Annotated in this window: 13 protein-coding genes; 8 read left to right on the top strand and 5 right to left on the bottom strand. The window is 72.4% G+C overall.

What is annotated here, in order from left to right; genetic code table 11:
• From ACTHNQ_RS14130 to ACTHNQ_RS14140, 3 genes are all read left to right on the top strand, one after another.
• The coding region (locus tag ACTHNQ_RS14130; protein ID WP_440334334.1) for an endonuclease/exonuclease/phosphatase family protein at window positions 1-387 on the top strand (387 nt) is incomplete at its 5' end.
• 48 nt (window positions 388-435) lie between these two features.
• The gene (locus ACTHNQ_RS14135; RefSeq protein WP_440334335.1) at window positions 436-1869 is read left to right on the top strand and encodes an aminopeptidase P family protein; all 1434 of its coding nucleotides are present in this window, start codon (window positions 436-438) and stop codon (window positions 1867-1869) included.
• Window positions 1870-1874: 5 nt separating this feature from the next.
• On the top strand, window positions 1875-3692 hold the full coding sequence (locus ACTHNQ_RS14140) for a gamma-glutamyltransferase family protein (RefSeq protein ID WP_440334336.1): 1818 nt from the start codon (window positions 1875-1877) through the stop codon (window positions 3690-3692).
• On the opposite strand, the gene ACTHNQ_RS14145 is transcribed toward ACTHNQ_RS14140, so the two are convergent.
• Entirely contained in the window at window positions 3674-4816 is a 1143-nt protein-coding gene (locus ACTHNQ_RS14145) for a citrate/2-methylcitrate synthase (RefSeq protein WP_440334338.1), read from the bottom strand. The genes ACTHNQ_RS14140 and ACTHNQ_RS14145 overlap by 19 nt on opposite strands.
• Window positions 4817-4905: 89 nt before the next feature.
• Here ACTHNQ_RS14145 and ACTHNQ_RS14150 point away from each other — a divergent pair, with 89 nt between their 5' ends.
• A complete protein-coding gene (locus ACTHNQ_RS14150; protein ID WP_440334340.1) occupies window positions 4906-6111 on the top strand; it encodes a citrate/2-methylcitrate synthase in 1206 nt (401 codons plus the stop codon).
• Window positions 6112-6115: 4 nt separating this feature from the next.
• Here ACTHNQ_RS14150 and ACTHNQ_RS14155 read toward each other — a convergent pair whose 3' ends face one another.
• Together ACTHNQ_RS14155 and ACTHNQ_RS14160 are read right to left on the bottom strand one after the other, a co-directional pair.
• Complete coding sequence (locus tag ACTHNQ_RS14155) at window positions 6116-6793, bottom strand: alpha/beta hydrolase family protein (RefSeq protein ID WP_440334342.1); 678 nt, start codon at window positions 6791-6793, stop codon at window positions 6116-6118.
• Between the two features lie 63 nt (window positions 6794-6856).
• The gene (locus ACTHNQ_RS14160; protein ID WP_440334344.1) at window positions 6857-7603 is read right to left on the bottom strand and encodes a general stress protein; all 747 of its coding nucleotides are present in this window, start codon (window positions 7601-7603) and stop codon (window positions 6857-6859) included.
• A 40-nt stretch (window positions 7604-7643) separates the two neighbouring features.
• Here ACTHNQ_RS14160 and ACTHNQ_RS14165 point away from each other — a divergent pair, with 40 nt between their 5' ends.
• The 3 genes from ACTHNQ_RS14165 to ACTHNQ_RS14175 are packed head-to-tail and all read left to right on the top strand — an operon-like array spanning window position 7644 to window position 10650.
• Window positions 7644-8969, top strand: a complete 1326-nt coding sequence (locus ACTHNQ_RS14165) for a magnesium transporter MgtE N-terminal domain-containing protein (protein ID WP_440334346.1) — start codon at window positions 7644-7646, stop codon at window positions 8967-8969.
• Window positions 8969-9493, top strand: a complete 525-nt coding sequence (locus ACTHNQ_RS14170; protein ID WP_440334348.1) for a DUF1003 domain-containing protein — start codon at window positions 8969-8971, stop codon at window positions 9491-9493. Before ACTHNQ_RS14165 ends, ACTHNQ_RS14170 begins: the two co-directional genes overlap by 1 nt.
• Complete coding sequence (locus ACTHNQ_RS14175) at window positions 9490-10650, top strand: P-loop NTPase (protein ID WP_440334349.1); 1161 nt, start codon at window positions 9490-9492, stop codon at window positions 10648-10650. The genes ACTHNQ_RS14170 and ACTHNQ_RS14175 overlap by 4 nt, the downstream gene beginning before the upstream one ends.
• A 28-nt stretch (window positions 10651-10678) precedes the next feature.
• Here the strand turns inward: ACTHNQ_RS14175 and ACTHNQ_RS14180 are convergent, their stop codons facing one another.
• Window positions 10679-11068, bottom strand: a complete 390-nt coding sequence (locus ACTHNQ_RS14180; RefSeq protein WP_440334351.1) for a Sec-independent protein translocase TatB — start codon at window positions 11066-11068, stop codon at window positions 10679-10681.
• A gap of 72 nt (window positions 11069-11140) precedes the next feature.
• Here ACTHNQ_RS14180 and ACTHNQ_RS14185 point away from each other — a divergent pair, with 72 nt between their 5' ends.
• The gene (locus ACTHNQ_RS14185; protein WP_018171282.1) at window positions 11141-11776 is read left to right on the top strand and encodes a class I SAM-dependent methyltransferase; all 636 of its coding nucleotides are present in this window, start codon (window positions 11141-11143) and stop codon (window positions 11774-11776) included.
• 53 nt (window positions 11777-11829) lie between these two features.
• On the opposite strand, the gene ACTHNQ_RS14190 is transcribed toward ACTHNQ_RS14185, so the two are convergent.
• Window positions 11830-11958, bottom strand: coding sequence for a DUF3117 domain-containing protein (locus ACTHNQ_RS14190; protein ID WP_440334353.1), 129 nt, complete (start codon window positions 11956-11958; stop codon window positions 11830-11832).
• Between the last annotated feature and the right edge of the window lie 2 nt (window positions 11959-11960).

The raw sequence follows: 11960 nt of genomic DNA on the forward strand, positions 1-11960 counted from the left end.
GACGGACCCATCGTGGTGGCGGCGCACGCGGTGGCTCCCCGTCCGAGCTACATGCAGGACTGGCGCGACGACCTGCAGTGGCTCGCCGACCAGTGCGGAGACGCCAACGTCATCATGGCGGGCGACTTCAACGCGACGGTCGACCACATGTCGGGCCTCGGGATCGACGGTGCGACGCTCGGCCACTGCACGGATGCCGCCGTCGAGACGGGCAACGGCGCGCTCGGCACATGGGCGACCGATGTGCCGGCGATCCTGGGTGCGCCGATCGACCATGTCATGGCGTCGAAGCAGTGGCGCCCGACGGGGTCGATCGTGCTCCGCTCCCTCGACGGATCGGGGTCGGACCACCGCCCGCTGATCGTCCAGTACGAGCCCGTCGGCTGACGGAACGCGGCCGGCGCGTGAGGCCCGGCTGCGTGCGAGACTGGACCTATGAGCACCGGAGCCAGCGAGACGTCCGCGGCGGCCACGAGCACCGCAGAGACGCACACCTCGACCAGCACGAACCGCCGTCAGCCGTTCGGCCAGGGTTTCCTCGACACCATCTCGACCGGCTGGGCCGAGCGTCCCGATCAGGCGCCTCCGGCGCGCGACCAGGCGCCGTTCGCTGCCGCACGACGCGATGCCGTGTCGGCCGCATTCCCCGGCAAGCGCCTCGTGGTGCCGGCAGGCGAGCTCAAGCAGCGCAGCAACGACACCGACTATCCGTTCCGCGCCCACTCTGCGTTCGCGCACCTGACGGGGTGGGCCTCTGACGCGGAGCCCGGCTCGGTGCTCGTCTTCGAGCCTCTCGCCGCCGGCGGCCACGAGGTCACCCTGTACTTCCGCGAGCGTGCCGACCGCACCACGAGCGAGTTCTACTCCGACGCCTCGATCGGCGAGTTCTGGATCGGCCCGCGCCCCGCCCTGGGCGGCGTCGCCGCCGACCTCGGCCTCGACACGGCGCACGTCGACGACTTCGAGTCCCGCGACGGCGACCTGGTCGTCGATGAGGACGACGACCTCACGCGCTTCGTGTCCGAGCTGCGGCTGGTGAAGGATTCGTACGAGATCGCTCAGATGGAGCTGGCTGTGCAGGTGACCGCCGACGGCTTCGACGACATCGTCGCGAACCTGCCGGCGATCGTCGAGCATCCCCGCGGCGAGCGCGTCGTCGAGGGCGTCTTCCACCAGCGGGCCCGCAGCGACGGCAACACGGTCGGCTACGACACGATCGCCGCCTCCGGACCGCACGCCTGCTACCTCCACTGGACGCGCAACGACGGTGCGGTGGTGCCCGGCGACCTGATCCTGATCGACGCGGGCGTGGAGGTCGACAGCCTCTACACCGCCGACATCACACGCACACTGCCGGTGAACGGCCGGTTCAGCGACGTCCAGCGCAAGGTCTACGAGGCGGTGCGCGAGGCGGCGGACGCCGCGTTCGCCGCCGCCCGGCCGGGCGTGAAGTTCCGCTCCGTGCACGAGGCCGCCATGCAGGTCATCGCCGCACGCGTGGCCGAGTGGGGTCTGCTGCCGGTGACGGCCGAAGAGGCGCTCGACGCCGACCGCGGCGGCCAGCACCGGCGCTACATGGTGCACGGAACGAGCCACCACCTCGGCATCGATGTGCACGACTGCGCACAGGCCCGACGCGACATGTACTACGACGGACTGCTCGAGCCGGGCATGGTGTTCACGATCGAGCCAGGACTGTACTTCCAGATCGACGACGTCACCGTGCCCGAGGAATATCGCGGGATCGGCGTGCGCATCGAGGACGACATCCTCATGACGGCCGGCGGTCCGGTCAACCTGTCGGCCGGCATCCCCCGCACCGCCGATGAGGTCGAGGCCTGGATCGCCCGCGGACGACTCGCGCGCTGAGCACCGTGACCTACACGCCGCCCTCGTCGTTCACGACGCGCCCGACGCTCACGGGCACGTTCGGCATGTCGGCCTCGACGCACTGGCTGGCCACAGCCACAGCACAGGCCGTGCTCGAGCGCGGTGGCAACGCGTTCGACGCGGCCGTGGCGGCGGCCTTCGTGCTGCACGTGGTCGAACCTCATCTGAACGGCCCCGGCGGCGACCTGGTCGGCATCTTCCAGGGCGCGGATGCCGTCACGCCGACGGTCCTCATGGGCCAGGGGCCCGCGCCCGCGGGCGCCACGATCGAGCACTACCGCGGCGAAGGGCTCGACCTTGTGCCCGGTGCCGGGGGCCTGGCGGCCGCTGTTCCCGGTGCCGTCGACGCCTGGTTCCTGCTGCTGCGCGACCACGGCACCTGGGAGCTGGCGGACGTGCTCGCCTACGCGATCGGCTATGCCCGCGAGGGCCACCCGCTCGTCGCCGGCGCCGCCGCGACGATCGCGCGCGTCGCAGAGCTGTTCCGCGACGACTGGACGACCTCTGCGGCGCTGTGGATGCCGGACGGTCACGTGCCGGCCGCGGGCCAGATCGTCCGCAACCCCGCGTACGCGGACGTCCTGGACTCCCTCGTCCACGCGTCGTGCAGCGTCCGGGACGACGGGCCGGTCGGGCGCGCCGCGCGCATCGACGCCGCGCGCAGGCAATGGCGCACGGGGATCGTCGCGCACGAGGCATCCGCGTTCCTGGCTCAGCCCCATCGGCACTCCGGCGGCGGGATGCACGCGGCGGTCATCGCTCCCGATGATTTCGCCGCGTTCGAGGCGGGGTACGAAGCCCCTGTGATGCGCGACTTCCGCGGACGGACGATCGCCAAGGCGGGCGGATGGACGCAGGGGCCGGCGCTGCTGCAGACGCTCGGCATCCTCGATCCGCTGGACGACGACCTGCTCGACCCGTCGCAGGAGGCGGGGGCCCACACCATCCTCGAAGCGCAGAAGCTCGCCTACGCCGACCGCGACGCCTGGTACGGCGACGCAGATGTCGATCTCGACGCCCTGCTCGACGACGACTACCTCGCTGAGCGGCGGGCTCTCATCGGCGAGACCGCGTCGGCCGAGTTCCGGCCGGGCTCCCTCGGCGGACGCACCGCGTTCCGGCCGCCGCTGCGCACGTCGTACGACGCCCCGGCCGTCGGCACGGGCGAGCCCACCGTTGCTCACGGCGAAGCTCGCGTGACTCCGGCCGGCGAGACCCGAGGCGACACCTGCCACCTCGACGTCATCGACCGGTGGGGCAACATCGTGTCGGCCACGCCGTCCGGCGGCTGGCTGCAGTCCTCGCCCACCATCCCCGCCCTGGGATTCTGTCTCGGCACGCGGCTGCAGATGACGTGGCTCGAACCCGGCCACGCCTCGTCGCTCGTCCCGAGCAGGCGGCCGCGCACGACCCTCACCCCCACACTCGTCCTGAGCGACGGCAAGCCCGAGTTCGCCATCGGCTCCCCCGGCGGCGATCAGCAGGACCAGTGGCAGCTGCTCGCCCTGCTGCGCATCATCGTCGGCGGCTACACGCCGCAGCAGGCGATCGACGCGCCGACGCTGCACACCAGCGCACTGCCCGAGTCGTTCTGGCCGCGCACCTGGACCCCTGCCGGCGCTGTCGTCGAGAACCGGCTCGGAGAGGACGTGATCGCGGGGCTGGAACGCCGCGGTCACGTCGTGACGCGCGCCGGCGACTGGGCGCTCGGCCGGGTCTCGGCCGCAGGCAGGGACTCCGCCGGGGTGCTGTGGGCCGCCGCGAACCCCCGCGGGATGCAGGGCTACGCCGCAGGACGCTGAACCGGCGGGCCGACGTAGCGCGCCGACGGCCGGATGATCTTCGGGTCGTCCGCCTGCTCGAGGATGTGCGCGGTCCAGCCGATCGTGCGGGCGATGGCGAAGGTCGGGGTGAACATCTCGCGGGGGATGCCGCACTCCTCCATCACGATGGCCGCCCAGAACTCGACATTGGCATGCAGCTCGCGGCCCGGCTTCGCCTCGGCGAGCAGGCGTTCGGCGGTGCGCTCGAACTCGAGGGCCAGCGCGACCCGCGGGCCGCCGAGCTCCTGTGCGACGCGCTTCATCAGCTGCGCACGCGGATCGGCGGTGCGGTATACCGCGTGCCCGAAGCCCATCACCCGTCGCCCCGCGTGCAGCTCGGACCGGATCCACGGCTCGATGCGCTCAGGCGAGCCGACCGCGTCCAGTCCGTCGAGTGCGCGCGCGGGCGCCCCGCCGTGCAGCGGCCCCGTCAGCGCGCCGAGCGCCCCCGTCAGGCACGCGGCGACGTCGGCGCCGGTCGACGCGATCACGCGGGCGGTGAACGTCGAGGCGTTGAACCCGTGATCCATCACCGAGATGAGATAGGCGGTCAGCGCACGTTCCACCGCTGCCTCGGGCACGACGCCCGTGACCTGGTGCAGATAGTCCGCCACGACACCCCGCCCCATGGGCGGCAGCGGCTCCGAACCGCGCGACCGGCGCCACAGCGCACCGACCAGCGGCGCGGTGACGGCGGCCATCGTGAGCGCGTCGCCCAGCCGGGCGTCGGCGTCGAGGTCGTAGAGCGGACGGATGCCGCACCGCGCGCCCAGTAGGGGCCAAGCGGCCGCGAGCCCCGCGAGGACCCCCGGGGTGACCGGCGCCACGGCATCGACGATCTCGTCGAGCTCGGGTCGTGCGTGCTCGAGCGCCGCGTCGACGCGCCAGCGGAATGCCGCGGTCGTAGCCGCGCTCGGGGCCTCCCCCGTGACGAGCAGCTGCCACGCCGCCTCGAAGCCGGCCGTCTCGGCGAGCTCGACGGCGGACCGGTCGCGGTACTGGTAGAACCCCTCGCCGCCTCGCACATCGCCGATCGTCGTCTCCGCCACCACGACGCCCGCGAGTCCGCGCGGCACGTCGGTCGTCGAGATCATCGCGTCCATGTCCGTCTCCGTCCTGCGCGGCTTCCGCCGCGCTACAGTCAGTGTCGGAACTTGATCCTCATTCCGTCAATCTTGATCGGATCAACCTCATGAGCGAACTCCCCCGTCTCACCGCGGCGCAGGCGGCCGCGCGTCTCGGCGTGAAGCCCGAGTCGCTGTACGCGTACGTCTCGCGGGGCCTGCTGTCACGCGAACGGAATGCGTCGGGCTCGTCGTTCGATCCGCTGGAGGTCGAGGCGTTCGCGCTGCGGCGCCGTCGCATCGCCCCGGGACCCGTCGAGCCCGCCGGCGGCGGGATGCCGCTCATGGTGCTCGACACCTCGCTCGCGCACCTCGAGGACGACGAGCTCTTCTACCGCGAGCGCTCGGCGGCGCGGCTCGCCCGCGAGTCGACGTTCGAAGACGTCGTCCGGTGGCTGTGGGACGCACCGGCGCTGCGTGGTCCGGACGACGCGGACCTGGCCCTGGCTCGGCGCACGATCGCCACCCTCGGCGACGCCGCCACGCCGCTGGACCGACTGGTCGTGGCGGTGACCGCCTTCGCCACCACGGATCCGCTGCGCGACGACCCCTCCCGCGCGGCGCTCCTCCGCGTCGGCGCGCGGCTGCTCCTCGGGCTGCCCGCGGCCCTCACCTCCGCGGGGTCGTCCGAGGCCGCCATCGCAGACACGCTCTGGCGCGCCCTCGCCGGGCGCCCGCGGGAGGACGGCGCACGCCTGCTCGACGCGGCCCTGGTGCTCGTCGTCGACCACGATCTCGCCGTCTCGACGCTCGCGGCCCGCGTGGCGGCATCCGCACGGGGGTCCGCCTATTCCGTCGTCTCGGCGGCCCTCGGCGCGTTCGACGCGCCGCTCCACGGTCACGCGAGCAGGGACGCCGTCCGCATGCTGCGGGCGGTGCGTGAGGGCGAGAGCCCCGCGGCGGCGATCGCGCGGGCGGTCCGCGACGGCGGGCGCGGCATCCCCGGATTCGGCCAGCCGCTGTATGCCGCCGGCGACATGCGCGCCGTCGTGCTGCGGGACCTGCTGGACGCGGCACCGGGTGGAGACGAGGTCGTCGCCCTCGTGGATGCCGTCGCCGCCGAGGTCGCACGGCACGCAGCCCTGCGGCCGAACCTCGACCTGGCGTTGGCCGCCCTCGCGCTGTGGGGCGACATGGGCGACGACGCGGGCTCGGTGGTGTTCGCGATCGGGCGCCTGGCCGGCTGGATGGCCCACGCGAGGGACGAGTACGACGAGAAGCCGATGCGGCTTCGTCCTCGCGGGCGCTACGTCGGCCCCGCGGCCGCGGACTGACGCGTCACCCCGCGACGGACCGCATCCACGTCGCCACGCCGATGGCGAGCTCTGCCCCGATGTCGGCTGCGGGGCGCTTGCGTCCCTTCACCTCGAACGAGTGCCCGCCGCCCTCGATCCACGAGATCTCGGCCGCCGGGCACGAAGCCACGGCCGCCTCGAGCTGTTCGTGCGGGTCGACGAACGGGTCGTTCGTGCCCTCAAGGAACAGCTGCGGCTGGGGCACATCCGGCAGGTGCTCGACGCGCGGCTTGTCTGGCCGCCCCGGAGGATGCAGCGGATAGCCGAGGTAGACGAGCCCGGCCGGCGTGATCGCGCCCTGGGCGGCGGCCATCGATGCCATGCGCCCGCCGTAGGACTTGCCGATCGCGAACAGCGGCGCTCCCGCCGCGGACTCGCGCACCTGGGCCTCGACCGCCGTCCACGTCGTGATCGCGTGCCCCGCGGGCCCCGGCATGCGGCGTCCCTGCTCGACGTACGGGAAGTTGAATCGCACCGTCGCGACCCCCTCGCGCGAGAGTCCCGACGCGAATCCCAGGAGGAAAGGATGCCGGAACCCGGCGCCGGCGCCGTGCGCCACCGCGGCGAACGCCCATGCCTGGTCGGGAATCTCGTACTCTGCCGACACCGCGACCGTCCCGGTCGGCAGTTCGACGGGGATCGTCGCCTCGCGCATTGTCATGGGCCACCCTCCGGTGCTTCGCGCCGCAGTCCGTCGGCGTCGAAGACCGGCGAACGGCTCAGGTCATCGGGTGTCGTCGTCTTTCACGGCATCGTCGGTCGGCGCCGCCTCTGCCGAGGGAGCGACGTCCGACGGGTCCGCTGCGGGCTGGGCTTCCGGGGCGCCGGACTGCGGTGCAGCGGTCTGCGGTGCAGCGGTCTGCGGTGCACCGGTCTGCGGTGCACCGGCGTCTGCGGGAGCTGCCACGCGCTCGCCGTACTTCGGCGGGTCCGTGGGCTGCGGGGCGGCCGGCGCGGGGGCGGGTGCAGAGGGTGACGCAGGCGTGGAGCGCGGTGCACTGTTCAGGGGGCCCAGCACCTGCCGCGCCCGCTGCACGCTGCCCTGCGCGACGGTGACCTCGTAGTGGTCTGCGAGCACCTGCATGACCGAGGCGTAGTCGCGGCGGCGGCGGACGAACGAGTAGGCCACGATGCTGAACAGCATGCCGATGGCGATGCCGACGAACAGCACGCCGACGAATGCCTGGATCGGCACCGAGGGCGACCCGATCACGAGGATCGCCGAGAAGAGCAGGCCCAGCAGCACGCCGTTGACCGCACCCGAGCGGGCGGCCGCGGCATAGCCGAGCCGGCCGGTGATGCGTTCGACGGAGCGAAGCCCCTGGCCGACGATCGCGATGTCGCGCGCGGGGATGTCGGCCGCGATGAGCGACGACACCGCCTTCTGCGCGGCCTCGTACGTCGGGAAGTTGGCGACCGTCTGACCGACGGCATCCGAACCCTGCGGCAAGCGCCCTCCCATCATGGTCATCTCCCCATCCTCCCACGGCACGCGGACTACGCTGGGACGTGTGAGCACGCAGAGGGTTTTCGTCGCGCGCCTGTCCGGGTGCTCGGTCTTCGACCCCGCCGGCGACCGTCTCGGCAAGGTCCGCGACGTCGTCGTCATCTACCGAAAAGACGATCCGCCGCGCGTCATCGGCCTGGTGGTCGAGATCCCGGGCCGGCGCAACGTGTTCGTCTCCATCGGCCGGGTCACCTCGATCGCGACCGGCCAGGTCATCACCACCGGCCTCATCAACGTGCGCCGCTTCCAGCAGCGCGGTGGCGAGGTGCGCGTCATGGCCGAGATGGTCGGGCGCAAGGTGTTCTTCGCCGACGGATCGGGCACCGCCGTCATCGAGGACGTCGCCATCGAGCGCAATCGCCTCGGCGAGTGGGACGTCGGCCAGCTGTTCCTGCGCAAGCCCAAGACCAGCGCGTCGCCGTTCGCCAAAGGGCCGACCACCTTCGCCGCGTGGGACGACGTGCGCGAGAGCCAGGCGCCCGGCGAGGCCCAGTCCGCCGAGCAGCTCGTCGCCACATACTCCGAGCTGCGCCCGGCCGACCTCGCCAACACGCTGCTCGACCTGCCTGAGGAGCGACTGCTCGAGGTCGTCGAAGAGCTGCCGGACGACCGCCTCGCCGACGCCCTCGAAGAGATGCCCGAAGAGGAGCAGGTCCACATCCTCGAAGCACTCGACGACGAGCGCGCCGCCGACATCCTCGATGCGATGGAACCCGACGACGCCGCCGACGTCCTCGGTCAGCTCCCGGAGGATCAGCGCGAAGAGCTGCTCGAGCTCATGGAGCCCGAAGAGGCCGAAGACGTCCGCGCCCTGCTGAAGTACGGCCCCGACACCGCGGGCGGGCTGATGACGAGCGAGCCCATCGTGCTGTCGGCAGACGCGACGATCGCCGAGGCGCTCGCCCTCATCCGCCGCCACGAACTGCACCCGGCCCTCGCCGCCGCCGTGTTCGTGACGCTCCCGCCGTACGAGACGCCGACGGGCCGGCTGCTCGGCACGGTGCACTTCCAGCGCATGCTGCGCTATCCCCCGCACGAACGCCTCGGTGCGATCATCGACGACACGCTCGACCCGGTGCCGGCGACCGCCTCTGCGGCAGAGGTGGCGCGCCTGCTGGCGTCCTACAACCTCGTGTCGCTTCCCGTCGTCGACCCCGCGCACCGGCTCGTCGGCGCCGTCAGCGTCGACGACGTGCTCGACTACCTCCTGCCCGAGGACTGGCGGTCGCACGACGCCGCCGATGAGGGCGCGGCGTCCGACACCGTTCCCCCCACGACCGCGAGCACGCTGCCGTTCGGCAATGCCTTCGGCAGCGGGAGGAGGCGCTGATGGCACGGCCGACCCGCCAGCCGGCGCTCGACGCACCCCGCGGCCGCTCCGGCATGCTGCAGCGCACCCCCCAGCAGTCCAGCGACCGGTTCGGGCGCTTCTCCGAGGCGTTCGCCCGTGCGATGGGCACGTCCGGGTTCCTCATCGGCATGACGATCTTCGTCGCGGTCTGGCTGTGCTGGAACATCTTCATGCCGCCCCAGCTGCAGTTCGACCCCGCCGCGACGAACTTCACGCTGCTGACGCTGATCCTCTCGCTGCAGGCGTCGTACGCCGCGCCTCTCATCCTGTTGGCGCAGAACCGGCAGGACGACCGCGACCGCGTGCAGATCGAGCAGGACCGGCAGCGCGCGGAGCGCAACCTCGCCGACACCGAGTACCTCGCCCGCGAGGTGGTGGCGCTGCGCATGGCGGTCAGCGAGTTCTCCGAGCAGGTGCTCACGCGCGACGTGCTGCGCACCGAGCTGCGGGCGCTGCTGGAGAAGCTCGACAATGCGGCCGAGGCCGACGGCAGCGCGCGATGACAGACGGCACACTGGCGGACACCGTCCGCGCGGCCGTCGGCGCCGTCTCGGACCCGGAGCTGCGCCGACCCCTCAGCGACCTCGACATGGTGCGTGACATCACGGTCGACGGCGCGGTCGCGCACGTCGCCATCGCGCTCACGATCGTCGGCTGCCCGGCGGCGGACCGCATCGCCGCCGAGGTGACGGCGGCCGCGGCATCCGTTCCCGGGATCGACGACGTCGCGCTCGAGGTGGGCGTCATGACCCCCGAGGAGCGCCACGCGCTCACCGACCGGCTGCGCGGCGGACGCACGCGCGAGATGCCCTTCGGCCCGGGGAGCCTCACGCGCGTGATCGCGGTGACCAGCGGCAAGGGCGGCGTCGGCAAGTCGACGGTCACCGCCAACCTCGCCGCCGCTCTGGCGGCCCGTGGCCTCGCCGTCGGACTCATCGACGCCGACGTGCACGGCTTCTCGATCCCCGGTCAGCTCGGACTCGTCGCTCCGGACGGATCCGTGCCCCAGCCGACCCGCGTCGACGACCTCATGCTCCCGCCCGTCGCCCACGGCGTGAAGGTCATCTCGATCGGCATGTTCCTGCGGCGAGGCGACGGGGACGCGTCGCCCCTCGGCGCCGTGGCGTGGCGGGGCCCGATGCTGCACCGCACCGTGCAGCAGTTCCTCACCGACGTGTACTTCGGCGACCTCGACGTGCTGCTGCTCGACATGCCTCCCGGCACCGGCGACGTCGCGATCTCGGTGGGCCAGCTGCTGCCCAACGCGGAAGTGCTCGTCGTGACCACTCCGCAGACCGCCGCGTCCGACGTGGCGGTGCGCAGCGGACTCGTCGCCCGCCAGACCGGGCAGAAGGTCATCGGCGTCATCGAGAACATGGCCGCCATGACAATGCCCGACGGCACGACGCTCGACCTGTTCGGAGCCGGCGGCGGCGCCGCGGTCGCTGCGGCCCTCAGCGGGTCAGGCGACGACGACGTGCCCCTGCTCGCTTCGGTGCCGCTCAGCCCGGTGCTCCGAGCGGATGCGGATGCCGGCATCCCCGGAGTCCTCGCTCACCCCGGCGATCCTGCGGCGCGTGCGATCTCGCAGGTCGCCGAAGCTCTCGCCCGCGCACCGCGGGGCCTCGCCGGGCGCAGTCTGCCCTTCCGTCCGCGCTGACGCGGAGCGGATGCCGTCCCGCCGAGGCTCAGGTGGCCTCGGTGTCGTAGGGCGGTGGGCCGTCGAAGCCGGCGCGGTACGTCTCGCGCGGCGCCGCAGGCGGGGGTGAGGCCACGGTCGCCGACGCAGCGGCGGCGCCTCCGGCCCGGGGCGCGACGGGAGCGTCGTCGAGCAGCGCCTCGCGGATGATGCGCCGCGGGTCGTACTGGCGCGGGTCGAGGGTGCGCCAGTCGACATCGTCGAAGTCCTCGCCCATCTCGTCGCGAACCCGCGTGCGGGCCGTCGACACCCACTCCCGCGCGCGCTTGGTGAGCGCCGCCAGCGACTCGGCGTAGCGGGGAAGCCGCTCGGGCCCCAGGATGAACGCCGCGACGACACCGATCAGCAGGAGCTTCTCGATGGTGAGGCCGAAGATCATGACATCAGGTTACCGCCGCGCCTGCTCTGAGAGCGCCGCGGGGCCGCGTAGGCTGGCGGGCGGAGGATTCGCATGGGAGAGCAGAACGCGAACCAGCGGTTCGTCGACGAAGCCACGAGTGAGCCCGATCACATCGCGGCGGCACGGGCGCACGCGCTCGAGCTCGGCGCGGCCCCCGTGAGCCCGGCGATCGGCGCGCAGTGCGCGGTCATCGCAGCGGCGTCGCAGGCGCTCAGCATCGTCGAGATCGGCACCGGCGCAGGGGTCTCGGGCCTCTGGCTGCTTCACGGCTCTCCTCGTGCGACGCTCACCACCATCGACAAGGAGCCCGAGCACCTCGGCGCCGCGCGCCAAGCCTTCGCAGAGGCTCGCATCCCCGCCGCCCGTGCGCGATTCATCACCGGACGGGCATCCGAGGTACTCCCCCGCATGAACGAGGCGTCGTACGACATCGTGCTCGTCGACGCCGACCCCGAAGGGGTCATCGAGTACGTGGAGCACGGACTGCGTCTGGTCCGCGCCGGCGGCACCGTGCTCGTGCCGCGCGTTCTGGCCGGCGGCGCCGTCGCCGACCCCGTCCGTCGCGATGCGGTCACCACCGCCTACAGGTCCCTGATCCAGGAGACCCAGGCCTCCCCCGCGGTCATCGGCGCGCTATCGATCACCGGCGAGGGACTGCTGCAGCTCACCACCGTGCCGTCGAACTGAGGCCGGACACACGAAAGGCCGGTCCGAAGACCGGCCTTTCGGGACGATGCGACTTACGCGGCGTTGACGACGCCGCCCAGAACGTCGTAGAGCTCCTTCGCCTCAGCGTCGTTCACGGAGACGACCAGACGGCCCCCACCTTCGAGCGGCACGCGCACGATGATGAGTCGGCCCTCCTTCACGG

The organism is Microbacterium sp. (assembly GCF_051953575.1).
Taxonomy (GTDB): domain Bacteria; phylum Actinomycetota; class Actinomycetes; order Actinomycetales; family Microbacteriaceae; genus Microbacterium.